Annotated in this window: 23 protein-coding genes; 21 read left to right on the top strand and 2 right to left on the bottom strand. The window is 71.4% G+C overall.

What is annotated here, in order from left to right; all coding sequences use genetic code 11:
• The first annotated feature begins 28 nt into the window (after nucleotides 1–28).
• From AB0N17_RS41105 to AB0N17_RS41030, 16 genes are all read left to right on the top strand, one after another.
• A complete protein-coding gene (locus tag AB0N17_RS41105; protein WP_366016799.1) occupies nucleotides 29–835 on the top strand; it encodes an LPD29 domain-containing protein in 807 nt (268 codons plus the stop codon).
• 56 nt (nucleotides 836–891) lie between these two features.
• Nucleotides 892–2,061, top strand: coding sequence for a hypothetical protein (locus tag AB0N17_RS41100; RefSeq protein WP_366016798.1), 1,170 nt, complete (start codon nucleotides 892–894; stop codon nucleotides 2,059–2,061).
• 133 nt (nucleotides 2,062–2,194) lie between these two features.
• Nucleotides 2,195–3,085 (top strand): methyltransferase, encoded by an 891-nt coding sequence (locus AB0N17_RS41095; protein ID WP_366016797.1) that lies wholly within the window; start codon nucleotides 2,195–2,197, stop codon nucleotides 3,083–3,085.
• Between the two features lie 105 nt (nucleotides 3,086–3,190).
• Complete coding sequence (locus tag AB0N17_RS41090; RefSeq protein ID WP_366016796.1) at nucleotides 3,191–3,802, top strand: hypothetical protein; 612 nt, start codon at nucleotides 3,191–3,193, stop codon at nucleotides 3,800–3,802.
• A gap of 92 nt (nucleotides 3,803–3,894) precedes the next feature.
• Nucleotides 3,895–5,112 (top strand): DUF6573 family protein, encoded by a 1,218-nt coding sequence (locus tag AB0N17_RS41085; RefSeq protein ID WP_366016795.1) that lies wholly within the window; start codon nucleotides 3,895–3,897, stop codon nucleotides 5,110–5,112.
• A 61-nt stretch (nucleotides 5,113–5,173) separates the two neighbouring features.
• On the top strand, nucleotides 5,174–5,461 hold the full coding sequence (locus AB0N17_RS41080; RefSeq protein ID WP_366016794.1) for a hypothetical protein: 288 nt from the start codon (nucleotides 5,174–5,176) through the stop codon (nucleotides 5,459–5,461).
• Nucleotides 5,462–5,555: 94 nt separating this feature from the next.
• Nucleotides 5,556–7,112: a ParB/RepB/Spo0J family partition protein gene (locus AB0N17_RS41075; protein ID WP_366016793.1), complete on the top strand. Its 1,557-nt coding sequence runs from the start codon at nucleotides 5,556–5,558 to the stop codon at nucleotides 7,110–7,112.
• Between the two features lie 87 nt (nucleotides 7,113–7,199).
• Nucleotides 7,200–7,823 (top strand): hypothetical protein, encoded by a 624-nt coding sequence (locus tag AB0N17_RS41070; protein WP_366016792.1) that lies wholly within the window; start codon nucleotides 7,200–7,202, stop codon nucleotides 7,821–7,823.
• A gap of 47 nt (nucleotides 7,824–7,870) precedes the next feature.
• Nucleotides 7,871–9,358, top strand: a complete 1,488-nt coding sequence (locus AB0N17_RS41065) for a hypothetical protein (RefSeq protein WP_366016791.1) — start codon at nucleotides 7,871–7,873, stop codon at nucleotides 9,356–9,358.
• Nucleotides 9,359–9,467: 109 nt separating this feature from the next.
• Complete coding sequence (locus AB0N17_RS41060) at nucleotides 9,468–10,460, top strand: hypothetical protein (RefSeq protein WP_366016790.1); 993 nt, start codon at nucleotides 9,468–9,470, stop codon at nucleotides 10,458–10,460.
• 85 nt (nucleotides 10,461–10,545) lie between these two features.
• Nucleotides 10,546–10,896 (top strand): hypothetical protein, encoded by a 351-nt coding sequence (locus tag AB0N17_RS41055; protein ID WP_366016789.1) that lies wholly within the window; start codon nucleotides 10,546–10,548, stop codon nucleotides 10,894–10,896.
• Nucleotides 10,893–12,074: a hypothetical protein gene (locus AB0N17_RS41050; protein WP_366016788.1), complete on the top strand. Its 1,182-nt coding sequence runs from the start codon at nucleotides 10,893–10,895 to the stop codon at nucleotides 12,072–12,074. The genes AB0N17_RS41055 and AB0N17_RS41050 overlap by 4 nt, the downstream gene beginning before the upstream one ends.
• 251 nt (nucleotides 12,075–12,325) lie before the next feature.
• Nucleotides 12,326–13,285 carry a hypothetical protein gene (locus AB0N17_RS41045; RefSeq protein WP_366016787.1) on the top strand — a complete coding sequence of 320 codons (960 nt, stop codon included), beginning with the start codon at nucleotides 12,326–12,328 and terminating at the stop codon, nucleotides 13,283–13,285.
• Nucleotides 13,282–13,542 (top strand): hypothetical protein, encoded by a 261-nt coding sequence (locus AB0N17_RS41040; RefSeq protein ID WP_366016786.1) that lies wholly within the window; start codon nucleotides 13,282–13,284, stop codon nucleotides 13,540–13,542. The genes AB0N17_RS41045 and AB0N17_RS41040 overlap by 4 nt, the downstream gene beginning before the upstream one ends.
• Nucleotides 13,543–13,750: 208 nt before the next feature.
• Nucleotides 13,751–15,079 carry a DNA cytosine methyltransferase gene (locus AB0N17_RS41035; RefSeq protein ID WP_366016785.1) on the top strand — a complete coding sequence of 443 codons (1,329 nt, stop codon included), beginning with the start codon at nucleotides 13,751–13,753 and terminating at the stop codon, nucleotides 15,077–15,079.
• A 125-nt stretch (nucleotides 15,080–15,204) separates the two neighbouring features.
• Nucleotides 15,205–15,963 carry a hypothetical protein gene (locus AB0N17_RS41030; protein ID WP_366016784.1) on the top strand — a complete coding sequence of 253 codons (759 nt, stop codon included), beginning with the start codon at nucleotides 15,205–15,207 and terminating at the stop codon, nucleotides 15,961–15,963.
• Between the two features lie 180 nt (nucleotides 15,964–16,143).
• Here AB0N17_RS41030 and AB0N17_RS41025 read toward each other — a convergent pair whose 3' ends face one another.
• Both AB0N17_RS41025 and AB0N17_RS41020 read right to left on the bottom strand, forming a co-directional pair.
• The gene (locus tag AB0N17_RS41025; protein ID WP_366016783.1) at nucleotides 16,144–17,592 is read right to left on the bottom strand and encodes a hypothetical protein; all 1,449 of its coding nucleotides are present in this window, start codon (nucleotides 17,590–17,592) and stop codon (nucleotides 16,144–16,146) included.
• Nucleotides 17,589–19,031, bottom strand: coding sequence for a hypothetical protein (locus tag AB0N17_RS41020; RefSeq protein WP_366016782.1), 1,443 nt, complete (start codon nucleotides 19,029–19,031; stop codon nucleotides 17,589–17,591). Before AB0N17_RS41020 ends, AB0N17_RS41025 begins: the two co-directional genes overlap by 4 nt.
• A 706-nt stretch (nucleotides 19,032–19,737) precedes the next feature.
• On the opposite strand from AB0N17_RS41020, the gene AB0N17_RS41015 reads away from it, so the two are divergent.
• From AB0N17_RS41015 to AB0N17_RS40995, 5 genes are read left to right on the top strand one after another with little or no spacing between them, the layout of a single operon-like run.
• On the top strand, nucleotides 19,738–20,670 hold the full coding sequence (locus AB0N17_RS41015) for a conjugal transfer protein (protein ID WP_366016781.1): 933 nt from the start codon (nucleotides 19,738–19,740) through the stop codon (nucleotides 20,668–20,670).
• Nucleotides 20,667–21,008, top strand: a complete 342-nt coding sequence (locus AB0N17_RS41010) for a hypothetical protein (RefSeq protein ID WP_366016780.1) — start codon at nucleotides 20,667–20,669, stop codon at nucleotides 21,006–21,008. Before AB0N17_RS41015 ends, AB0N17_RS41010 begins: the two co-directional genes overlap by 4 nt.
• On the top strand, nucleotides 21,005–21,586 hold the full coding sequence (locus tag AB0N17_RS41005; RefSeq protein ID WP_366016779.1) for a hypothetical protein: 582 nt from the start codon (nucleotides 21,005–21,007) through the stop codon (nucleotides 21,584–21,586). The genes AB0N17_RS41010 and AB0N17_RS41005 overlap by 4 nt, the downstream gene beginning before the upstream one ends.
• Nucleotides 21,583–24,273 (top strand): ATP-binding protein, encoded by a 2,691-nt coding sequence (locus AB0N17_RS41000; RefSeq protein WP_366016778.1) that lies wholly within the window; start codon nucleotides 21,583–21,585, stop codon nucleotides 24,271–24,273. Before AB0N17_RS41005 ends, AB0N17_RS41000 begins: the two co-directional genes overlap by 4 nt.
• Nucleotides 24,273–24,623 carry a hypothetical protein gene (locus AB0N17_RS40995; RefSeq protein WP_366016777.1) on the top strand — a complete coding sequence of 117 codons (351 nt, stop codon included), beginning with the start codon at nucleotides 24,273–24,275 and terminating at the stop codon, nucleotides 24,621–24,623. Before AB0N17_RS41000 ends, AB0N17_RS40995 begins: the two co-directional genes overlap by 1 nt.
• The last annotated feature ends 164 nt before the right edge of the window (nucleotides 24,624–24,787 follow it).

Below are 24,787 nucleotides of genomic sequence, written 5' to 3'. Positions count from 1 at the left end.
AACCCAACTCGCAGCAGAAGGACAGGGCATGGACTACATCGACACCAAGGACGTGGCCGCCGAGCTCCGTAACCGCCTGAAGAAGGCGTTCCCCGGCGTGAAGTTCAGCGTGCGCAAGGGCACCGGCACCGGCTCCGCGTGGATCTCCGTCTACTGGACAGACGGCCCCTCCACGGCCGACGTCGAGGAGCACACCCGCCCCATGCAGGGCGCGCAGTTCAACGGCATGGAGGACCGCTACGAGTCCACCGACAACACGGTCACCGTCACCGTCAAGGGCCGGAAGGTCACCGGTAAGCCGCTGGTCGACGGCATCAACACCCACCGGGACGTCTCCGACGACGCCCTGAAGGCCGCCGCCGTCCTGTGGTCCGAGGCCCACGACGGCACCGAGCCCCCCGCCAGCGGCATGCTCGCCGCCTGCGTCGTCGATGGCCACGTCATCCAGGAGAACTGGGCCCCGCAGCAGATGTGGCAGATCGCCAGTGATGTTGTCCTTCCCCAGCGCTGGGCCGCCGCCAAGGAGCAGGCCGCCGCCCAGGCCGCCCGTCCGGCGAACGCCCGCGAGCAGGGCGACGAGGGCGCGGAGGGACTCGCGCTCCAGCACACGAACGAGGACGGGACGACGGTCACCGGTACGCGTCTGGGCGACGGCGCCGCCGAGGTCCTCAAGCGCCACGGCTTCAAGTGGCACCGCAAGAACCAGTACTGGTACGCCCCCGGCAGCCGTGACCAGCAGGCCGACACCGAGTTCATGGACGCGGTCGCCGCCGACCTGCGCGCCGAGAACCTGACCGTCACCACGGCGCAGCCCGAGCCGACCCCCACCGCCTGAACCGACACCCGACCGGCCGGGCGCCCCAGGCGCCCGGCCCACCGAGCGGAGCCCCCATGTCCACGCACCTCCCCTCTCAGCACACCGGCGATCGCCCGGACCCGGGCACCGCCGTCACCGACCCAGGCACCGTCGAGGCGTGGGAGACGGACGGCGGAGCCGGCCCCAGGGTCGAGCCGACCGGCGACAGCCCCGCGGCCCGTCCCGCCGCACCGTCCGCCGCCGAGGTCGCCGAACTGCCCACGCGGGCGCGCACGCTGGTCGAGGCAGCGACCGCGAACGGGTGGGACGTAACCGTCACCTCCCAGGGCATCGTGGAAGACGCCCCCGTACGCACGATCACCCTGACCGGTGCATTCCCGACGCCGACCACGGTCGCTGAACTCACCGCCCGGTGCGTGTGGTACGGCGGCACCTACTGGGGAGAGGTGTCCGAGCGCAACGGCCGCTATGCCGGCGGTTTCGGTGAATTCCTCGCGTGGGTGCGTGACGCGCCCGCCATGTGCCGAGCGGGCAAGGAAGCGGGATGGATCCAGCCCGGCAGTCCGCTGCCGGGTACAGAGCTGGAGACTGTGCCGCTGCCGCAGTGGTACGACGGCGCGCCCCGTCCGCGCATCCTGGTCCGCGATGCGCGGATGTACGCGCGGTACACACAGACCATCCACCACGACGACACCGGCATCCCCGTGCGGGAGGCTCCCGGATACGGTCGGCCTCACCTCAGCGGCGACGCGGTACGCACTTTCCTCGGCGGATCACTCGGATTCTGGCTGTCCAGCCAGGCCACCATCACCGACGACGAAACGATCATCTACCGCCAGACCAACGGGCATTCAGCGATCACGTTCACGCCGGATCGCGACTCCGGCGTCATCATCACCCACCCGGAGCGGTACATCACGGCTGACGCGTACCGGGTCACCGGACACGGCCGCCTTCCGCAGGTCTGGACGCAAGCAGCCGTCCGTGAGGCAGTTGCCGAAGCCACGCGCCCTGGCCCGATCGACTGGCCGGACGGCTGGGCACTGCTCATGCCGGACGGGTCCGTGAGGTTCGCCCCGCGAGGCTTCCCCTGGAAGTCCGCAGACGTGTACATCGCCGAACCCACCGCCCCGCCCCAGGCGTGGGGGCCACGGTGCGGGACGTGCGGTTGGTACGAGACGGAGCACGACCCCGCGCGCGGGTGGGGCCGTTGCAGCAGCTTCCAGCCGCCGACCGACACCTGACGAACGCCTCGTGCCCGGCGCGCAGCGCGGACGCCGTAGCCATCGTTCCCCACTGAACTCACGACCGCCCTGGAGCGGTCCGGACAACCGCGTCAGGACCGCTCCCCCACACCACCGCGAAAGGCGGCATGCCATGGCCGGAAAGCTCAGCAAGGAGCAGACCAAGCAGCACAACCGAGCGTGCGAACTGGTGCACATGGAACGGGACTTGACCGAGGAGGAGCGGGAATTCGTTCTCGACCACTTCCACGAGTCCGCGAACATGGGCCGCACCCTGGACGGCGCGTTCTTCACACCGGCCGAGCTCGCCGGCGAACTCCACCACGTGGTTCCGGGTGACCGGATCATCGACCTGTGCGCGGGCATCGGACGCCTGGCCTGGCACGCCCGCGACTACTGGAACCGGCGCTGGGAGCGTCTGCCGCCGCGCGAGATCGTGTGCGTGGAGAAGAACCCGGAGTACGTGAAGGTAGGGCGGCGCATCCTGCCGGAGGCCCGGTGGATCTGCGCGGATGTGCTCGACGTGCCAGGCATGAACCTCGGTCCCTTCGACTGCGCGATCAGCAACCCCCCGTTCGGGCGCATCAAGCGCAGCTCCAACGCCCCCGGGTACCGGGGACCGCTGTTCGAGTTCCACGTGATCGCGGTCGCTGAAACCCTGGCCCGGCGGGGGGCGTTCATCATCCCGAGGGAGTCCGCCCCGTTCCGCATCGAGACCGGATTCGTCTCGCAGGACTCGCCCGCGTACGAGCGCTTCCACCGCGAGACCGGGATCAAGCTGCGACCCAACCCCGGCATCCCCACGGACGAGTACCGCGACCAGTGGCGCGACGCCTCACCGGCCGTCGAAATCGTGGTGCACAACCGCGACGAGGACGAGTTGGAGGCCCAGGCCGAGCAGGCCGCGCGCGCGGAGCGGGAAGTCTCAGCCAGCCGCCCACCCAGGCCGACGGCCGAGGCCACCAGCGTCACACCCGCAGCCGCGCAGTCGGCCGGGTTCGGCGGCGGGGACACCCTGTTCTGAAAAGGGGATTGATCAGCCCCCTTGAGGGTGTATTATTGATTTTGCAGGTGAGCGGCAACTCACCGGCCGCCGACCGACACGCAACGAGCAGACAGGGAACCGCAGATGGGTGCCTACGGACACGACATCACCGCCGGAATGCTGGTCTTCGACCGGGAGGACTTCACCGCCTACCGGCCCGGCTCGGAGCCGGTCTGGCTGGTCGAGAAGGTGGCCGGACACGAGGAGCGCCGCCCGGGCGGCAGCACCGTCTACAGCAGGTACGCGCACGTCCGCAACGCCGAGGTGCACGGCAAGGACACCACCCCGGCGAACTCCGGATGGACCGCCACCAAGCCCCTGGGACGGCTGGTCGAGGCCGCCGCCGAGGACGACCACACCAAGCCGGGAACCTTCCGCATGGACCGCGCCATGGTGGCCTTCCTGCGCGCCACCCGCTTCCGGGGGTGCACCTCCGACGACTACCCGACCGTGCGCGACCTGGTGAACGCCGCCCCCTACGACCGGCACGGGTTCCTGGTGGGCGCACGCACGGTCACCCCGCACGGCCTGCGCTACGAACTCGGCGCCCTGTCGGTCTGCCTGGGAAACCTGCTCTGCGACCTGTCGGCAGGCCGCATGACGGCCGCCGACCTGGAGGCGGGCGGCATCTCCGTGACGCTGCTGGACGCCACCCGCGAGGCCCTGCGCACCGCAGACTCGGCCGCCCAGGCCTGACCAACTTGCCGGGTGCCGACCACGGCGCCCGGCCCCCCTACCGGATTGAGCGGCAACTCATCCGGCACCACTCGAAAACAGGAGGACGCACGATGACCACGATCCGCCGGAACTGGACCAAGCGCGTGGCGGAGATCCGCACGGCCGCCAGCGCCTGCCGCGCCTACGACTCCGACAGCGGCAACATGGTGCCGGTCGACCCGGCAGCCGCCTTCGAGGCGTGGGAGAGCAACCGGCGCGCCCGGCTCACCGAGGACACCCCCGGGCAGAAGTGGACGGTTCACGTTCACTCCAACCGGTTCTACGTCCTGACCGCCGAGGAGCCCGCCACCCCGGCGGACGACGAGCCGGCCGCCGAAGTTCCCGCGGCCCCCACCACCGCGCCCGGCACCCGCTACGCGCACCAGGCCGCCGGACCGACCAGCACGCAGGACCGCAGCGCGGCGCGCACGCTCGCCCGGCACGCGCAGGCATCCGGTGTGCCGGACGGTGACCGCATGCCCGGTCATCTGCCCGCCCTGGCGGTCGATCTCGTGGGAAAGACCGTCCGCGTCAAGCTCGCCCAGGGCTACAGCCACGAGCAGATCCGGGACGAGTTCGAGCAGGAGCGGGCCGAGGCGCAGGCCGCCGGAGACGCCGGGAGGGTCGCGGCCCTGGGGACGCTGCTCGCGGTGCACGCGGCGATGGTGACCGAGGAGGACGCCGCCCCGTCGCCCACCGGCCCCGCCCCGGCCGACCACGGCCACAGCTCACCGGAGGAACAGCAGCCCGTCCGGCACCGCCCCGGCTCGCCGCGCGACCGGCGGGTGAGCAGCGACAGCATGCTGTCCCGCATCGACTCGGTTCTGCACGACGCCGCCGTCACCGACGACTACACCGTCAGCGGCGACGCCATGCGGTCGGTCCCCCTGACCGACCCAGACGAGATCATCCACGCCTACACCCGCGCCCAGGCCCTGGCAGACGGCGTCCTGGTCGCCGCCGACGCCGACTCGGCCCGAGAGGCCGGCTTCCGTGTCCCGGTCGCCCTGACCAGCGCCGTATGGGAGGGCTGCGTGGCCTGGAACGAGGGCGACAGCGAACGGCAGGTGCCGCAAGACGAACGGGGCCGCCTGTGGGACGTGCTGACCATGGCCCGCCACGCGATCCGGCGCAGCGGCGGGGGCGACGGGCAGGTCACCGTCGACCTGCGGCGGGTACCGCGCGACGGCCGCGCCCGGCAGGCCCAACCGGTCCAGCTCGTCTGCGCGATCGGGCCAGGCGACCAAGGCGAGCCCGTGATCACCATCATGGAGCCTGACGAGGACTGAGCGCCCGGCCAGCCCGGGGGCGCACCGCCCCCGGGCTTCCAACCCGAAAGGACCAGTTCTCATGACTACCCCCGCTGCGGTCGCGGACCGCGTGGCCGAGATCCTCGGCGACCGCTGGACGGCCACTCCCGGCCCGTGGAAGGCCTCCGGCCATCTGGAAGCCGAGCGCGCCGACACGTACTCGCTGGACGTCGACGAGCGCGGCGAGCTGTGCCTGTGGGCCAGCCTCAACCCCTCTGGCCCTATTGCCGTGTTCCGCGAAGTGCACGCCATCGAGGAGATCGAGGCGGTTACCGAGGGCATCGCGGAGGCGATCCGCCGGCACCACGCCGCATCCGACCAGGGATAAAGAGCCTTGCTCCAACCCAAAAAGAGCGTATAATTGATTCTTGAGAGCAAGCGGCAACTTGCTCGACACCAACCGATCGCACGAGGAGCAATCCGTGAGCGACACCGCAACCACCACACCTATGCAGCGGGTCACCCTGCAGCTCGGCCAGATCCGCGTCAACGAACACAACGTCCGCCAGGACCTCAACCTGGACGAGAAGTTCCTCAAGTCCGTCGCGGCCAACGGCGTGAAGGTCCCCGTCGTGGTCCTCCCGCTCGGCGAGGACACCTACGAGCTGAAGATGGGCCACCGGCGCTACTTCGCCGCCCGGGCCACCAAGAAGACCGAGGCGGAGCAGGACGCGATCGAGGTCCCCGCGTACGTGCTCGACCCGTCCCTGCGCGAGGCGGGCGAGGACTTCATCGACCAGCTCATCGAGAACGACGACGACTACCGCCGTGGCCTGACCGAGCTGGAGCAGGCCGACGCCCTGTTCGGCGCGGTCGGCGCGGGCATGAAGCAGGCCCGGGTGGCGGAGCTCACCGGCCGCTCCCGCAGGGACGTGTCCCAGGCGGTGAAGACCGCCAAGTCGGTCGGCGAGCGGACCCGTTCGGCACTCGCCGAAGCCGGTACGTACGACCTCGACCTCGAAGTCCTCGGTGTGCTGGGCGAGTTCGACGACGACCCCGCCGCCGTAGACCGGCTGCTGGACGCCTACGCCAAGGGCCGCTTCGAGTTCCAGGTGCAGTGGGAGCGCGACGACCGCGCCGAGCAGCGCGCCCGTGAGCAGGTCCGCCCGCAGCTGCAGGCGGCCGGGGTGCGGCTGGCCGAGGACGGCGACACGCTTCCGCAGACCGCCGAGCCGGTCAGCGAGCTGGACGGCCCGGACGGCGAGCCCATGAGCGCCCAGGCGCACGCCGACTGCCCCGGCCACGTGGCGACCTGGGCCGAGAACCCCCGCGAGCCCGGCGAGGTGGACTACTTCTGCACCGACCCGGAGCGCTTCGGCCACTACCCGCCCCAGGAGGACACCCCCGAGGCGGACGGCGACCAGGACGAGGAGCAGCCGCAGGCGGCGGGTGAGGCCAAGCCGTCGGAGCCGTCGCGTGAGTACGTCAAGGCGGGAAACAAGGCCTACCGCGCCGCCGAGAAGGCCCGGCAGGCGTGGCTGAAGGACCTGGTCGGCCGGAAGACCGCGCCGAAGCCGCTCGCCGCGTTCATCACCGAGCAGCTCCTTTCCTGCCCCAAGCCGGTGGCTCAGTGGGTGGGCGACGCGGGCCGCCGGGACCTGGTCAAGGAGCTGACCGGCTACGACCAGCCCGCCGAGCGCGCCAAGTCGGCGACCCCGGCCAAGCTCACCCTGCTGAACTTCGCGGTGCTGGCCGCGACGTTCGAGAAGCGCATGGGCGAGGTCCGCACCTGGCGCACCGACAGCACCGCCCGTTCCGCCGTCTACGAGCTGCGGGAGATCCGCGAGGACGCCCGCACGTGGCTGTCCTTCCTCGCCGAGATCGGCTACCCGCTCTCCAGCGTCGAACAGGCCATCGTCGACGACGAGTCCTACCAGGAGGGCGAGCCGGACGCGGCCGACACCGACGGCCAGGCCGACGAGGACACCCCGGACGACCCCGACGGCGTGAGCGCCGAGGACTCCGAGGACGCGTCCTGACCTGCTGCCCGGGCCGGACCTGTCAGGTCCGGCCCGGGCCCCCTCCCCCTTCCCTCTCTGCGCGCTGCCCGCCCGGAAGGCCTCGCCATGCTCCGCTCCGAACTCCGCCTCAACGCCTCTCTGTTCGTCGCCCAGGCCGCCGTCAGCAACCACACGGGCCTGATCGCCCGGGCCGGTCTCGCCATGCCGGCCGCGCCGTTCGGCTCCCCCGCCTGGCAGCTGCCCGCCCTGGTCTCCTACCTTCACCGCCTCCACCAGGACGAGGAGGACCCCTCCCCCGAACTGTGGCGCGCGCACACCGAACGCCAGACCGGCCCCGTGCCCCGGCCGCACATCCGCTACCACAGTGACGGCCTGCACGATGCGGACGCGGTGTGCGTGCTCGACATCCAGCTCGGCCCGCGCGACGAGGACACCGGCTGGCCCGCCGCCGACCTCGCCGTCATCGAGCAGGAGGAAGGCGCCTGCCCCTTCGGGCGTGTTACCCGCCGCCACGGGGTCGAGGCGATCGCCGCGTACACCGCCCAGGAGCTGACCGCCGAGCACGCGGCGCTGATGGACCGCGCCCGCCAGCACCAGGACGCCGCCTTCGTTCGCCTCGCCGGACTGGCCCAGCGTGCCGCCGACTGGGCCGACAAGGTCCGCGCCGCCGCGCACGCCGATGCCGTCCACGTCCAGGCCGACCGCGCCCGGTCCCGCATCACCCGCTGACCGCCCCCGCACACCCGCGCCTACTGCCGCCGTTGGAGGCCTGCGCCATGTACGAGTTCGAGCCCGCCTCTCCGACCTACGCGATCTCCGACACCATCGTCGAACACCGCCTGCGCGGCCGTGACCGCACCCGCGCAGACCTGCCCGGCGGCTACCGGCTGACCCTGCGCACCCGCGAGCGGCACGGCCAGCTTGAGGCCGCCCTGGCTGCGCCGTCGCCCACCGGCCCCGCCCGGATCTGCACCGCCCGTGTCAGCGCCCACACCCCGACGCCCGTCACCACCCGCATCCTCGACACGGTCACCCGCTACGCCCCGGCCCTGCCCAACGCCCGCGACGCCCACCCGCCCCTCCAGGCCGTTGCCCGCCTGCTCACCACCGGCGCCCCCTTCCAACGGCCCGGTGAGCCGGGACTGTTCGTCCGGTTCGGGCATGCGGAAGCCTGGCTGGAAGGCAAGCGGCTCAGCGTCACCCTGGGCAGCCCCGACAGCGGACTCAGCCTGGTCCTGGGCGGCCCGTGGGACGCTCCGTCCACCGCCCGCCTCACCGCCGCCGTCCTGCGCGAACTGACCGAGGCCGACCAGTTCGCCGGCCAGGTCGCCTCGCTGCTGCAGCCCGGACCGTGGCGGATCCTGTCCGACCAGTGGCACCCGGACGCCGCCCTCGTCCTGCCCGCATCCCGCAGCGTGGACCCGGAAGACCCGCTCGGCCGCCGTGTCTCCCGGGCGCTGCGTGAGGTCCAGCACGACCTGAGCGCGGCACAGCCGGACTGGGACTTCCAGGGGCTCATCTCCGCCGACGGCTCGGCCATGGCCCTGCGCGTCACCCCGCGCGATCGCGCCGTCCCCCGCCTGGTCCGCAAGGTGGTGGGCGACGGCGCCTTCGACCCGGACGAGTTGGGCAACACCCGCACGACGTTCCTCCCCGCCGACCTGCCCCCACCACCCGACTTCGCCCCGGCCAGGCATCCCCACGAAGTCCCGTCCCTGGACCTCCAGGTCGCCCCGAAGAACAAGGCCTACTCGTACGGCCTGAAGCTGGAGCTTGGCAACTGGGCGTATGCCCTGGATGCCCAAGCCGTGTTCTACGGGCCCGGCTGGTACCCCTTCCACGAGCACGTGACGCGCCGGGAGAAGGACCCCACCGCCCCGCTCAACACCCTCGACGTGCCCACCGGGCGCACCGTTCCCGCCCGGGTGCGGATCTCTCCCGACGTCGAGGACCGGGCCTGGGGCAACGAGTACGTACAGCTCACCCCCGTCGACCACCGGGTCGAGGCGCGGCTGCACCTGTACGTCGGCCAGGAGCAGGCCCGCACCCTGGTGCGCACCGTCACGCTGGAGGTCGATCTGCGGGCGAGGCGGGTGGTGCTCCCCGTCCAGATGCCCGCAGATCTGCGTCACCAGGCGGAGGTCAAGGGCCGGCGGATCCTCAATCTGCTTCTGGCCGCGCGACACGAACGCGCACAGGGGGCGAGCCAGCCGCGGGCTGTCCTCGGTCCCTGGGACCGCGACCCGACCAGCACGGAGGCCTGACGCGGTCGCCGACCGCGTGAGCCACGCCCGCTCGCCGTTTTGCCCCACCGCCGGTCCGGGGCGGCAACCCCGGACCGGCCCCCCACTCACCAACTCGAAGGACACGCCCGTGAACGCCGTGCTCGCCGCCCCAGCCCGCCCGATGCCGGCCCCGCCGGTGTACACCCCGTATCCCGAGACGTGCACCTGCACGCCCGCCGTCCGCTACGCCTGCGGCCACTGCTACCACGAACAGTGCCTGGACTGCGGGTTCTGCACGATGGGCAGCTGCGTCTGCCACTGCGAATACGGCCTCGGCTTCCACCCAGGTGACTCGCCGCCCGAGGGGCCGATGTTCTGGCTCGGCGGACACCACGCCAAGTCGCTGTCCACCTGGGGCGTTCCCATGTGCGTCTCGCGCTCCGCTCTGACCGGCCGTGCCACGCTGCCGCGCGCCGCCGAGGCCTGGGTGTACGACTCGGGTGCCTTCTCCGAACTCGACAACCACGGCGGCTGGACGATCGGCCCGCACGCCTACGTCCGCGAGCTGCGCCAGTTCCGCGACGGGATCGGCCGCTTGGTCTGGGCCGGTCCGCAGGACTGGATGTGCGAGCCCGACATGGTCGCCAAGACCGGTTTGTCCGTGCGCGAGCACATCGACCGCACCGTGGGCAACGTCGTCGATCTGATGGCCGAGGGCCCCGGCGTCGACATCATCCCGACCGTCCAGGGCTGGCGGCCGGCCGACTATGAAGCCTGCCTGGACCTGTACGACAAGCGCGGTGTACGGCTGGCGGACTATCGGCTGGTCGGGGTCGGCTCCGTGTGCCGCCGCAAGTCGGTCAAGGACGTCTCTGCCGTCCTCGCCACGGTGGCCGCCGCCGGGCTGCGCCTGCACGGCTTCGGGCTGAAGACCCAGGCGCTGGAGACGTGCGCCGAGTACCTGGCCTCCGCCGACTCTCTGGCGTGGTCGCGTGACGCCCGCTGGAACGACCCGCTGCCCCAGTGCGAGGGCAAGCACAAGAGCTGCTCCAACTGCGTGCACTGGGCGATGCGCTGGCGCGAACGCGTCCTGGACGTGCTGCACGCCCCCCGTCAGCTGATGCTCCCCACCACGACCTGACCCACCGCCGGCCGTGCCGGTCCCGGGGCGGCAACCCCGGGACCGGCCTCCTTCACCAACTCACCGACCCGAGGGGAACACCCTGATGTCTGCGTACGAGCAACCACCGCTCGATCTCGGCGCCGTCTGCCAGCGGTGGAAGCATCGCCGGCACAGCTGGAGGCCGACCAGCGAGGGCGGGTTCGATCCCGCTCGCTACCGCGTCCGCGAGATGCCGAACGAGCTGGTTCACACGGCGAAGGCCTTCGTGCGCGCCCACCACTACAGCGGCTCGTGGGGGTGGCTGGAGGAGGCCCTGCAGGCTGTCGGCGCGCGGGTCGTAGCCCACGGGGGCAACCACAAGTACGCGGCCTACATCGGGCCGCGCACCGGCCGCCGGCTCACCGCCACCTCCTACCCGTACCCGAAGGCCGACCAAGGGGGTGCAGCCGCATGACCGCCGCACCCCGCACCGGCGGCGCCGATGTCGAGCTGGTCATCAACTGGGGCCTGGGCGTCGACTCGACCGCGTACCTGGTGAAGATGCTGGAGGACCCGTCCGCCCACGGCGTCGATCTGGCCCGCACCATGGTGCTCCACGAGCTCACCGGGGACGAGTGGCCGGCCACCCGCGCCCACGCCGCTCAGTACGTGCTGCCGCTCCTGCGCGAGCACCGGGTCCGCCTCGTTCAAGTCTCCCGGGCCAGCCGCTCGTTGGAGATCGCGGTCATGGACGACTCCCGCCAGCCCGAGCGGATCATCGAGCGCGGGCCCTGGGCGCTGTGGGACGAGTACGAGACAGGCGGCACCGTTCCCCAGCAGGGCGGCATTCGGCTCTGTAGCTTGCATGCCAAGGGCGAGGTCGGCGACGCGCTGATCGCCCAGGAGATCGGCGACCGGCCGTTCAGGCAAGTGATGGGGTTCAACGCCGACGAGGTCAGCCGCAGCCGCAGGGACGAGGCCGCAAGCAAGAACCCGCTGCGCCAGGGCGTGTACCCCTTGATCGAATGGGGGTGGGGGCGCGAGCGGTGCGAAGCGTTCCTGTACGAGCGGTTCGGGGTGCGGTGGGAGAAGAGTTACTGCAGCTTCTGCTGTTTCCCGGTGTCGATGGGGGCCATGGACGCGCATCTGGACCGGATGCGCGCCCATCCGGACATCGCCGGACGGGTGCTGCGCCTGGAGTACACCTCGGTCAGCCTAAACCCGCAGGCGAGGCTGTTCGGCCGGCGCAGTCTGCTGGAGCAGTTCGACCCCGGCCGGGCCGCCGACCGGCCCGTGCTCGCCGCTTTCAAGGAGGAGCTCGCCTGCCCTTGGGCGCTGTACCACGTGCGGCGGATCCTGCCCGTCGCGAAGGCGGACCCGACCCGGCGCGGGCGGCCGATGCGCTCGGTGGAGCGAGTCGACGTGGGCCGGGCATCCACGCTCGGCCGGAGGCTGCAGAGCGTCTCGGAGCGGCACGGCGTCCCCGTCGAGGTCGACGAGCGCTACGGGAGGGTGCGGGCGTGGGTCCAACAGCGCGGGCCGGAGCTTCCGACCGTGGAGGAACTGATGGTCACCGCCCCGTTCCACGTCCGGGACAAGAAGGTGCCGCACTTCGAACGGAAGTGGGCCGCACATCGCGGCAGCCGGTCGTGACGTGCTCTGGGTGCCGGCGAGATTGACAGCCACCCACCCAGAGCGTCATATTGATTACGCGAAACAAGCGGCAAAAGCGGTGGGCGGCGGAAGGCACCCTCTCACGAGGGTGTCGGCCCAGGGCGGCAACCCCGACCGAACGTCCCGCCGACCACCTTCACCAACTCGACTCGCCCGCCGGCGCGTGAGCGCCGAAGGACCAAGAGGAGCAGGCCCTCAGTATAGGGCCGCGATCCGAACCGGAGAGTGCAATGTCCAAGGCCCTGAACCCGCAGCGTCGCGTCGTCGGCGACCGTGCCGTGGTCAACCGCGACTGGATCCGCGAGTTCACCGGCGCCAGCGTCGGTACCGCGGCCCGCTGGTACAAGATCCGGCTCGAGCAGCCGGAGGAGCACCGCCACCCGGAGAAGGAGCGTATCGACGGGAGCGACTTCTACGACGAGCAGCAGTTCCGCGACTTCTACACCTGGTTCCAGCAGGAGAAGGCGAACAAGGTCCTCAAGGCCGACCCCGAGCTGTACCAGGCCGACCCGGAGGACGTCGTCTCCATCAACACGGCCGCCAAGTGGCTGGGCTTCAACGGAGCCTCGGCCATCCGCAAGTACCTCAAGGACAACCCCGACTACTTCCCCAAGCCCCTCGCCGAGCCGGTCGAGGGCCCGACCGGCCGCATGATCCCCGCCTTCCGTGTCGGCGATCTGCAGGACTTCGACAAGAAGCGCACCGGGGACAAGCTCGGCAAGGCCGGCCGTCGGCCCGGGCCCCAGGCCGACGCGGCCGTCGGCCGGCCTTCCGCCCTCGAGGAGGCTCTGGCTGCCGAGCTGAGCGCCCGCGCCGGCGGTGAGCCGCTCACCGCCACGCAGCTGGCCGAGCAGTACGCCGCCGAGGCGATCGACCGCGACGGCTACCACCCGGGGCTGGCCGCGGACCTCAGCGTGCAGCACGGCGGGCCGCAGCGATCCTGGGAGTACGTCGTGCGCACCGCCCTCGAGCACCGCCCTGCGGCCGCGCCGGCCCGCTCGGAAGCCGACCGGCGGGCGGCCGTCGCCCTGGCCGCCCTGCGCGAGCGCGGCGACGTCCGGGGGCTTGCCGCCTCCCTCGCCCGCGAGCACGGAGGCAGCCCCGACGTCTGGTCGCGCGCCGTGAACGCGGCCCGCGGGATCGCCGACTCGACCACTGCTCACCCCACACCGAAGGACGAGTCCCGATGACCAGCTACCAGCTCCGCGACACCACCACCTGCCAGCTCCTCGCCCGCGACCTGGCGGACTACGCCGCGGCCGAGGCCGCGGCGGACCGCCTCGACGACGAACTGGAACATGCTCTTGCGGCCAATGGCGAAGGCGCCGGCCGCATCCGGCTGCGCCTGGACGTCGAGCGGGTCACCGACGGCGTCACGGAGACCGTCGGCCACCACGTCCTGCTCCTCGGTGTGGACGACGTGCCCGACCTGCTGCCCGCCGTGTGATCGCCGCGCGCGAAAAACGTACCGCCGACCACCGGCTACCGCGCTTGGAGTGCAGCTGTGGCCCCCGGCCTACCGGGGGCCACAGCTGTGAGCAGGGTTGCCAAGACCCAGAGAAGAGTGTATAATTGATTTTCGATTTCAAGCGGCAGTCGGGCGCGGCAACGCCCGGCTGACGGCCTCACCAACTCCACTCGCGAAGGAGTCACTCGTGCTGCGGTTCGCTCCGGTGCTTTCGTCCCTCGAACTGGCCCGCCTCAAAGCCTCTCTGGGGCCCATCCCGTTCATCGACCTCTTCTGCGGCTGTGGAGGCAGCAGTTGCGGCTTGGAAGAGGCCGGCTACGTGCTTGAACTGGCGATCAACCACGACCCTGTATCCGTATGGACGCACCGCACCAACCACCCGCACGCCGAGCACAAGTGCGAGGACATCCACCGGTACGACAAGCGCAACCTGCCACGCACCCGTGTGGTCTGGGCTTCCATCCTGTGCACCGAGGCCAGTCCCGCCGGCGGGAAGAAGCGCACCCGTGGCCAGACCCGCCTCAGTCTCACCGGCAAGGATGAAGGCGCCAAGGAAGCCACCTTCGTGCAGACCCGGGCCTCCGCGCTGGATGTCCTCGCCGTCACCGACCTGCACCGGCCCGATGCCGTCCTGATCGAGAACGTCACCGAGTTCGCCACCGACTGGGAACTGTTCGACTGGTGGCTGCGCGGTATGGAACTGCTCGGCTACAACGTGCAGATCGTCAACGCGTCGTCGGCGCACCTGGGTGGTGGGGACAACCTGCTGCCGCCGCAGCTGCGCGACCGCATCTACATCGTCTTCACCCGTAAGGGCCTGCCCCTGCCGGACGTGCGGGTACGGCCGGAGGCCATCTGCCCGGAGTGCGGGCCGGTGCTGGCCAACCAGGTGTGGAAGAACCCGAAGGCACGCCGCATCGGCAAGTGGGGCGTCGAGTACATCTTCCGCTGCCCCAACCGGGCGTGCGGTCACCTGGAGCTGACGCCGCTGACCCGCCCGGTCGGCGACATCATCAACTGGGGTCTGCCCGGCCAGCGCGTGGGCGATGGCCGGCCCAACTTCAAGAAGTTCAAGCCCTACGCGGCCGCGACCCGGGCCCGGATCGCGGTGGGCCTGGAGCGGTTCGGCACTGACCCGTACATCGTGATGCTCCGAAACCACGGCACCGCCCTGCCGATCAGCGGCCCGGTGCCCGCGCTCGCCGCGCAGGGCCGCCACCACGCACTGATCGTCCCGATCGGTCGCAAGGGCGCCCCGCGCACCACCGCCGAGCCGCTGACCACGGTGGCGTGCAAGCCGCACCACTCGCTGGTCATTCCGGCCCCGACGGTGGACGACTGCACGCTGCGGATGCTGGAGGTGGAGGAGCTCAAGCTGGTCCAGCGCTTCCACGAAGAGTTCATCATTCAGGGCAACCAGACCGAGGCGATCCTGCAGATCGGCAACGCGGTCAGCGTCAACGCCGCACGCTGGCTGGGCGAGCGGCTGCTCCCCAGCCTGGCCCTGACCGCCTGACCGCCCCTCCCCCGCGGCGGTCCGGGACCCTCCCGGTCTCTGACCGCCGCGCTCCCTGTCGGCCCGGTGCGGCAACGCCTGGCCGACGGATTCCACCGACTCGCTTCACCAGGGAGCTTTCGTTCATGTCTCAGCAAACGGGCCGCGGCCGCCGAGGCTTCACTGTCCGGCGTCACGTCGTCCAATTCAGTGGCGGCATCGGGTCCTTCGCCGTCGCGGTATGGGTCGCCCGGAAGTACGGCACCCGCAACCTCACCCTCCTGATCGCCGACACGGGCATCGAGGACGACGATCTGTGGAGGTTCGCCGACGACACCAGCAGGCTTCTCGGTGTGCCGCTGACGAAGGTCGCCGATGGTCGCACCCCGTGGGAGGTGTTCCGCGACGTCCGGTTCCTCGGCAACGACCGGCTGGCTCCCTGCACGCGCCTGCTCAAGCAGGTGCCCTGCCGGGAGTGGATGGAGCAGCACGCCGACCCCGCCGACACGCTGGTGTACGTGGGGATCGAGAACAATCGGCGCGATCGGGCCCGGATCCCGGCGATCGCCCGGAACTGGAAGCCCTGGGTCACACGCTTCCCGCTGTGCGGGAAGTGGGAGCCGGCCCGGACCAAGGAGCAACTCTTGGACGAGGCCCGGGCCCTGGGCGTCGCACCGCCCCGCCTGTACGAGCTCGGGTTCAGCCACAACAACTGTGGAGGCACGTGCGTGCGTGCGGGCCAGCGCCAGTGGAAGCACTTGCTGGAGGTCCTGCCCGAGCGGTACGCGTACGCCCAGGAGCGGGAGGAGGAACTGCGGCAACTGCTCGGCGACGTCAGCATCCTCCGTCGCCGCCGTGGCGGCGAGGGCCGGCCCCTCCCGCTGAGCCTGCTGCGCGAGGAATAGCCGGTGCTCAGCACGACGCCCCAGGCAGGTGGCCTGGGGCGTCGCCGTTCACGGGTCAGGTGGGCCGCCCGCACGGCAGCTGATGAGCCGATGCAGCATGCGCCGCAGTTCTGCCCAGACGGCGCGCGATTCGTATCCGAACATGTCCGCTCCCCCTCACTGCGGCCGGGCTCATCTCCCTCAGGCGCGCCGCTCCACCAGCGGGGGCAGGAGGCTGTCCCCCGGCCAGAAGGGCTGCTCGGTCGCAATGCCGGTGAGAAACACACCGACTTCGTCCAGGACCGCGGCGCGCTCCGAAGACCCGTAGACAACAAAGTCGTCGGCCGCGGCGTCATAGGCGCGGACGTGGCTGTGGGGCCCCGTGCAGACGAGGGCACGCGCGATCTCGGGCAGGCCGAGGCTGAGGGCATCGCAGTCCCCGGAGCGGACGAGCTGCAGCAGCTCGGTGGTGACGCTCTCCCAGTCGCCGACAGTTGACCAGTCGGCGCCGCCGTTCAGTTCGTGGGTGAGGGTGGCCAGCGGGATGATCTCGCCCGGCTGCCTGCCCCGGGTGAGGAGGTCGTGGATGCGGGCGCCGTCGGGCTGGTGCACCTGCGGGTGGAGCAGCGAGTCGGCGGCCACCACGGTGGTGTTGATCTCCTGGGTTCCGGGGCCGGGGTAGTACGGCTCGTGTGCGAAGAGGAGATAGACATCCGGGGTGCGGTCGGCCGGGCCGGATTCGGACTGTGGCATGAGCACGGTTCCTTTCGGCGGTGATGGGGCGGTCATGGGGCGAGGTGTCGACGGCCGGATGCTCGGTGAGTGCGGGCCGGGGAGCCGCTCAAGGTCGCGGGTCTGGTCCTCGTCGGCGGTGGCGGCCCCGTGGGCGGTGCGATGGATGATCTGGGCGACCTGGTGGGCGAGTTGCAGCATCAGCCGCTCGCGGGCGATGAGGCCGTCTGAAACGGCGCGGGTGTCCCGGGCCTGGAGCAGACTGGCGGCGTCCCACAGCAGGTTGTGGCCGATCTCGGCCGAGCGGCGTAGTTCGTAGCGGTCGCTGCCGGCGGCGGCCTGGACGAGCGAGGTGTGCAGGGCGGCGAGGCGCTGCAGGTAGCGGCAGGCATCGTCGCCTTCGACGATGTGGACGTGTTCGCGAGCCCGGCTGTCCAGCCGGTCGGGCAGGTGTTCGGCGAGCAGTGGGGCGAGAAGCATCGTCGGCAGGGCGACGTCGACGGGGACTGCGTGGCTCATGGCGAACAGGCCGGCGACCAGACTGACGAGCGCGACGGCCGCGGTGGAGAACCGCAGGGACCCGGGGATCCTGTCCGGGGCGATGCGCTGGGCGGGGCGCCTGGTCAGCCAGCGCAGAGCAAGGCGCTGCGTACGCGTCGCGCCGGGAGTGAGCACCGCGATCCGGTGGGGGATCTCGGGCGGGCTGCCGTCGCCGGGGACGGTCCAGGCGAGCCAGCCCCATGGGGTGCGCTCGTGGACGAGCACCAGTTCGCAGGCGGCCGAGCAGGTGTGGTCGCGGACGTGTCCGGTCCGCAGGGCACGGGAGCGTTCTCTGTCCCACCGCCGCGGGTCGCGGGTGAAGGGGCGCTCGTGGTGTGCGGGCGCGGTCGGCGGTGGTGTGTGGAGCGTGGCTGTCACGGGCTGATTCCTTCCAGGTAGTGGTCTGTCAGGGCGGTGGCGCACGTGGTGCATTGGCCGTCGCCGTCGGGGTGGGCACGCCGTGGTGTGGGGCCGGGGCAGGTGCGGCAGAGCGGCCAGCCGAGGCAGGCCGGGCAGAGGTCCTCGCCGGGGGCGGTTCCGGGAACGCCGCAGCCGGCGCATTCGGTCAGGGCCCGGTAGGTCAGGGCCTCGCTCACCGTGCGCGCGGCGGCGGAGCCGGTCATCGGCTGCGGCGGCGGGTCGTCCCACGCGGGTGCGTCGTGGTGGCTGGCCGCGAGGGTGGGCGGCGGGTAGGCCTGGGCGGCGCGCAGGCGGGCGGCGATGATCGCGCCGACCGTAGTCCGTACCGGATGGGGCAGGGGCCGGGCGGCGATGACGTGCCTGAGCTGATCGCGGCTCCAGCCGGATTCCAGCATCACGGTCACGACGCGGCCTTGGTCGGTCAGCGCCTGCCCGGTCAGCAGCAGCTCGGGGCGGGCTGCCCCGAGGTCGAGCAGCAGCCGGATCCCCGGGTGCATCTCGTCCGCCGCGGGCGCGGCCGGCGGGGACGTTGGTGTGTCCGGCCGGTCCGTCCGTCCCGGTGTGCGCGACGCGTCGCCGCGGCACGGACGGAGGGGTCTGGTGTTCTGCTTGTTGGTCTTCTTTCTGTTGGTGTTCTTAGTGGACCGATCAGCCAACGTAGGTTTATCCACTGGTGGAAAACCCGACTCTGGTTGTGACCTGCTGCTTTGCAGAGCGGGCAGGTCGGTGAGGAAGTACGCGGCCGCGCCGAGGGTGCCGTCTGGGCCGCGCTCGCGTTCCCGCACCAGGAAGCCGTGCTTCTCCAGCTCCTTCAGCCCGCTCTTGACGGCTGAGTCACCGTCGCGGCCACGGCGGGCGATGTCGGAGACGGTCATCCGCCAGCCGTCCCGGTGCGTGGAGAGCAGTCCGAACAGGCCCTTGGCCTTGAAGGACAACTGGGGGTTGCGGAAGAGCTGGTTGGCGATCTGGGTGAACTGATCGGCCGCCATCACGCCCCGCCGGATGCCCGCCGGGAGGCCGCCGGCATGCTCGGCCTCGGGGGCCGTGACCATCACGTCGGCTTCGATCAGCGCGATGTCCAAGGTGGCCGGTCGGTCGGTGATGCAGTAGACGATCTCGCCGAGGGTGCCGTCCGGGCGGCGCAGGCGTTCACGGATCAGGTAGCCGTGTGCCTCGAGCTCCTGCAGGCCGGTGCGTACCGCTTCGCGTCCGTCCGGGCCCAGGCGGACGAGGTCGGTGACCGTCACCTGCCAGCCGTTCCTGTGCGTGGAGACGTACCCGAAGATGCCCTTGGCTTTGAACGACAGCCCGGAGTCACGGAACAGCGCGTTGGCGATCTGGGTGAACTGATCGGCCGCCATGACACCCCGGCGGATCCCCGCCCCGAAGCGGCTCACCGCCCTGCCTCCGACGCCTGCCGAGCGCAGTGGCCACGGCGGCACACCGAGCCCGCCGAGATGGGGCGGTCGGTAGTCCTGGGCGTGGAGGCGTGCGTGTGTTCCATGGCGTCAGCTCACCCGCCGACCCCGACCAGGCTGACGGCCACGAGCCCCGACCATCGGTCACGATCCGGCAACGGAGCCGTCTAGCAGCCATGGTCGGGCTCATGGTCGGGCCGACCACGCACCTTCAGCCCGGGCGCTCAGTGATTGCGCAGCCGACTGCGCAGCCCCGGACTGGCGTTGCGCAATCGGGCTGCGCAACCGGCCTGGGGATCCTGCGCAGTCGAGTTGTGCCGGGGTCGCTGCGCAGTCCGGCCGAGCTTCCTGATCTTCTCTTGCGCAGGTCCGTATCGCGCACTGCGCAGGCGTCTGTCACGGCCCCGCTGGCTTCCGTCTGCGCATCGGTGTCCGGGCCCTGTGGCCGGGCGGCACGTGATCGCGCAGCGGTCGCCGGTCCGGGGGAGCAGCGCCGGACGCGATGGCCTGTCACCGGCTCGCGGCTGACCCATGGTCGGGGTCATGGTCGGGCCGACCATGACCCCGACCATGGACTTCGTGTCCCCATCGTGACCATGGTCGGGGGTTCATGGTCGGTGGTCGGGTCGGGGTCGCCGGGTTTTCTCGAGGTCAGCAACATCCGTTCTGACCTGGGAGTTTGACCATGTCCCCTGGCACGCAGGCCTCACAGAGCGAGGCCGCTGCTCCGATGGCGGCCGGCGCCCGGCTGGAGGCGATGCGCCGCCGCGTACGCCTCTCACGCGTGGCGGTCTGGACCGTCATCGCGGCTGGCCCCATCGCCCTCGCCGTCGCCGTCGCCTCCACCCCGACCACGGTCGCGGCGGCCCCCGCGGCCAAGCCCGCCGCCGTGCGCACCGCGGCATCCGCCACCGACCCGGGCGGCTATGCGCAGGTGTTCATCGGCTCTTGGCTGCGCAGCGACGCGAACGACGAGAGGAGTGCGCAGGCGCGGCTTGCGCAGTCGATGGCGCCGGACGTCGAACTGCCCGACACGGTCGCCGATGCGCAATCGGCGCCTCAGTCCGTGACGGCGGTGCGCAGTGCGCAGCGCGGCACCGGCGCGTGGTCGGTGACGGTGGCTGCGCAATACGCCAACGGCTCGGTGCGGTACTACGCCGTGCCGGTGGCCTCCGACAGCACGGGCTCCTCGTTCACGGTGACCGGTGCGCCTGGTGTGGTGGCCGGCCCGGCCCGGGCCGAGGTGCCGAAGTCGTCGTACGCCGTGACCGTCCCGGAGGGGGATCTGTCGTCCGCAGTCGGACAGTTCCTCGGCGCCTACCTGACGGGGGCCGGGGAGGTCGACCGCTACCTCGCGCCGGGCGTGCACCTCACCGCCGTCTCCCCCGCCCCGTACTCGGCGGTCGCCGTCCAGGAGGTGTCCGCCGTCGAGGAGGCCGCGGCCGCCGAGAAGGTGCCGGCGGACGGCACGACGGTGCGGGTGCTCGCCTCGGTGGAAGCCCGGGACGCGACCGGGCGGTGGCCGCTGGCGTACGAGCTCACGCTCAAGGCCCGCTCGGGCCGGTGGGAAGTCGCCGCGCTTCAGTCCGGCACGGCTCAGGACGGGGGTGCCCGATGAACACCGTGCACAGCCTGATGCTCGCCGGCCAGCTGGACGACCTCGGCAATAGCTGGATCAACATGTTCAAGGAGTGGGCGACGAAGGGTCTGCAGGCCGGTCTGATCTGCCTGGTCGTCGTCATCATGATCCAGAAGTTCTCGCTGAAGGCGGGGATCGGCGCCCTGCTCCTGATGGTGATCGCGCTCGGTCTGTACAACTCGCGCAACGACCTGGCGAACATGTTCACCGACGAGGTGAAGAACCCGTCCAAGGGCGCGCCCGCCGCTCCCGGGATCGTCCGGTCCGAACTCCCGATCTCACGTGACCACTCGCCGGGCGTCGGGGGCTGGCTGTGACCGCGGCCGCGGCACGGGTGGGCCGCTTCTACACCTCAGCCCGCCGCCACCCCTGGGTGCTGGGCAAGGTTGCCGACTGGAAGATCCCGCTCGGCCCGTACACGCCCGCGCAGATCGCGGTCGCCGTCGGCGGCGGCTTCCTCCTGGTCAAGACGATCAGCTGGTGGTCGTGGATGGGGCCGGTCCCCATCGTCGGGTGGGGCCTGGTCATCTGGATGGTGCGCCGGCCGAAGGTCCGGGGCCGTGCCCCGATGCAGGCCGCACTCGGTTGGGTGCTGCTCGGCTGGCAGCCTCGCGGTGGGCGGATCGGCGGGCGCGCCGCCCGCGACCGCGCTGCGCACCCGCTGCTCGGCGGCTTCACCGTCGAGGACACGCCCGCGCCCGTCCCCGCTGCGCAGGCCGCACCCTCTCGTGCGGTGCAGCGGCGTCCAGCCCGGGCGCCGCGCCCGAGCCCGGCCACAGACCGCTCGTCCGCACCCCGCCGTACACCGGCGGTTGCTCCCGCGGCAGTGGCAGGGCCGGTGTCGGGTGTGCAGCAGCTGCTCGCGCTCGCCCAGCAGGGCGGGGGTGCGTGGTGAGGGTTCCCATCCGTCACATCGCGGGGCATCTGGTGTGGTCGACGCAGGGCAGCGTGTGGGCGATCTACCGCCTGCACCCGGGCCCGGATGCGCACGGGCAGCGTGAGGAGACCGTCCAGGGCACGTACGTGCCCGCCCCGGTCCGCGACGAACAGCTGGCAAAGATCACTCACTTGGTGCGCTCGCTGTCCGGGGCCCCGCGCCTGTACGGCATGTGCGCCCAGGTCGACCCGGGCGAGGTCGCCCTCAGGATGATCGAGGGCATCGAGCCGGCCGAGCAGGCACCCGGTGTGGGTCGGCACCCGTGGGTGGAGAACGTCGAGGCCGCCCTCGACCTGCTCGACGACCAGGAGATGCACCGCCGCACCCTGTGGCTGGCCGTGCCGCTGCAGACCGAGACAGGCGGCCTGCAGGTGTCGGCGTCGCTCGGTGCTGCGTGGGCCGAGGTCGCACCGATGCTGGGCATGCGGCCGGCGCCGGTGGCCCGGCGCGAGGTGAGCGCGTATCGCGAGCAGGCCTCGCGGGTGGAGGCCGCGCTCGCCGGCGGCATCGCTTTCCGCCCGGCCCGGCCGGCGGAGATCGTGTGGATGATCCAGCACGCCCTGCACCGTGGCCTTGCCGAGCCGCTGTTGGCGGAGGCCGAGACCAGCGAGTTGTACGGCGGGCAGGTCCGTGATGGGGTGCTGCGCTCCCCCAGCTACGCCGACCTGGGCCAGGTGCGCCTGCAGGAGGGCGGCATCGACCCCGAACTCGACGACGTCGACGAGCTCAAGAGCGCGGGGCAGATCACCCGATCCGGGCGCAAGGCCTGGTGGCGGGTGAACACCGGCTCGCCGCTGGGGCGGCGCTGGCTGCAGGTCGAGTCCGACAACGGGGTGGGCTATCAGGCGCAGTTGGCACTGGCCGAGTGCCCGCCCGCGGTCAGCCAGGATGCCGCCGACCTGTTCGCCCAGTTGGAGATGCTCGACTTTCCCGTCGACTACACCGTCGACCTGACGCTCGTGCCTGCGGAGAAGGCGCGGGACCAGGTGCGGCGCAAGAAGAACGAGCTCATCGACCAGGCTGACCAGTACGACGCCCGCCCGACCGGGATGCCTGCGTCCCTGACCGAGGCCGCCCGCGACCTGGGCGAGCTGGATGCCCGGCTCTCCCGCACCAGCGTGGAGGTCGAGGTGCAGTCGGTGACCGTGCTGACGGTGTGGGGGCCAACCGCCGCCGTCTGCGATGCCCGGGCCCGCGCCCTGGCCGCGCTGCTCGGTGGCGCCGACTACCGGGCCGTGCGCCCGGCCGGCTTGCAGGAAGCTCTCTTCACCCTCGGCCTGCCCGGCACGGTACGGCCGGGTGTAGTGCGGGAGTTCACCCAGCACCAGGTCTCTGAAGACTGGGCGCTGAGCGGGGCCTTCACCGCTGCGGAGGTCGGCGACCCCAACGGCATGTTCCTCGGTATCGACCTGGACTGCGGTACCACCCGCCCCGTCATGATCAACGTGGCGGATGCGCCCAAGGTCGATGCGTCCGCCTCCATGGGCATCGTCGGGGATCTGGGCGCGGGCAAGAGTGTCCTGCAGAAGCTGATCGCGGAGGCGGTGTGGGCGCGCGGCGGCTGCGCGATCTGTATCGACCGCACCCCGGTCCGCGAGTGGGCGACCTTCGCCCGCACTGCGGCCAAGGGCCGGGTCCAGATCATCGATGCCGCGCAGGCCGAGGTGTCCATCGACCCGCTGCGCATGTTCGACGGGCCCGAGGGCCGTCACTACGCCCTGTCTTACTTGACCCTGCAGCTCGGCATCGGCCCGATGAGCACCAGCGGTGAGGTCCTGCACCACGCCGTCGAACAGGCCGCCCTCAGCGATGCCCCGTCTATGCACCGTGTCCTTGAGGTCCTCGAGGAGATGGCGACGCGCGAGGCGGGCAAGCGGCAGGACGCGGCCGCGACCCTCGCTGGCCTCATCCGGGTCGTGGCCACCAACTCCCTGGCGGCGATGGTGTTCGACCCGACGCTGCCGCCGGTGCGGCTGGACGCCTCCAGCGCCTCCGACATGATCGTGATCACCACCACGGGGTTGAAGCTGCCCCCGAAGGCCGCGTTCGCCAACCCCGAGGTCCTGCACCAGCAGCCGCTGGAGGCGCTGATCGGCCGGGCGGTGCTCTACCTGATCGCCGCGATCGCCCGGCAGACGGCTTTCGAGGACCCCGAGCGGTTCACGGCGGTGGTGCTGGACGAGCTGTACTGGCTCACCTCGTCTGCCGAAGGCACGGCCCTGGTCCACGAGATCCTCCACGACGGGCGCAAGCACGGCGCCGGCCTGTTGGCGGGCTCGCACGATGCCGAGGAACTTGGCCCCGACCGGGGCCTGATGGCCTACCGGGCACTGGCCCGCACCGCCGACCGTGAACGCGCCCGTCGTGGCCTGGAGTTCATCGGGCTCGACCCGAATGACGGCGAGCTGCTGCGGCTGGTGACCACCGGGCTGTCCCCGGTCGGCCAGAAGGGCCGGGAGGGCGAGTTCCTGCTGACCTGCCCGCGGCAGAACACCGGCCGCATCAAGGTCTCCATCCCCCGCATCGAGCGCATCAAGACGTCCATCACCACCACGCCGGGACGCCGCACGAGTGCTGTCTCCCCCACGGTGCCGGAGCCGCTCGCCGGTGAAGCCGCACAGACCCGTCCGAAGGAAACCGTCTGATGACCACTTTGTCGTGGGACCGCTCGAGGCGCGTCGCCGCCGTCGTGAGTGTCCTTACCGTGATCGCCGTCGTCGTCGCCGCGGTCGTGCTCGTCCTCGGGGTGGGCGTGCCGCAGGGGTGGTGGCCGCACACCGGGCAGGCCTTCGCCGCCGACGCCGCGCACCGGGATCCCTGCGCCCTGATCGTGGGCCCGGCCAAGGCGTACTGCGAGCGCGGCGCCGAAGCCAATGCTTCCGCCGGTCATCAGGACGTGGCCGGCGGGGCGTGGAGGCTGGTGCCTGCCGGTGCGGGTGTGGGTGCTCTCGTGGTGTGGCGGCTGCGCGGCGCCGCTGGGCAAAGGCGGCGCTGACGTGTTCCGTCCAGACCGCGCGACCCTGCGCTCCGCCGGCTTCGTCGTGCTGCTCACCGGCGTGTTCCTCCTGGTGAACACCCAGGTCGTGTACGCGGCCGGCAGCAACAGCGAGACCGGAGACCTGCTCGCCCCGCTGAACATCACCTCCTCCGAGGGTGTGC

The organism is Streptomyces sp. NPDC051133, assembly GCF_040682635.1.
In the GTDB taxonomy this organism is placed as follows: Bacteria; Actinomycetota; Actinomycetes; order Streptomycetales; family Streptomycetaceae; genus Streptomyces.
Note: the sequence above shows the minus strand (reverse complement) of the source record. Positions and strands in the feature narration are given on the sequence as shown.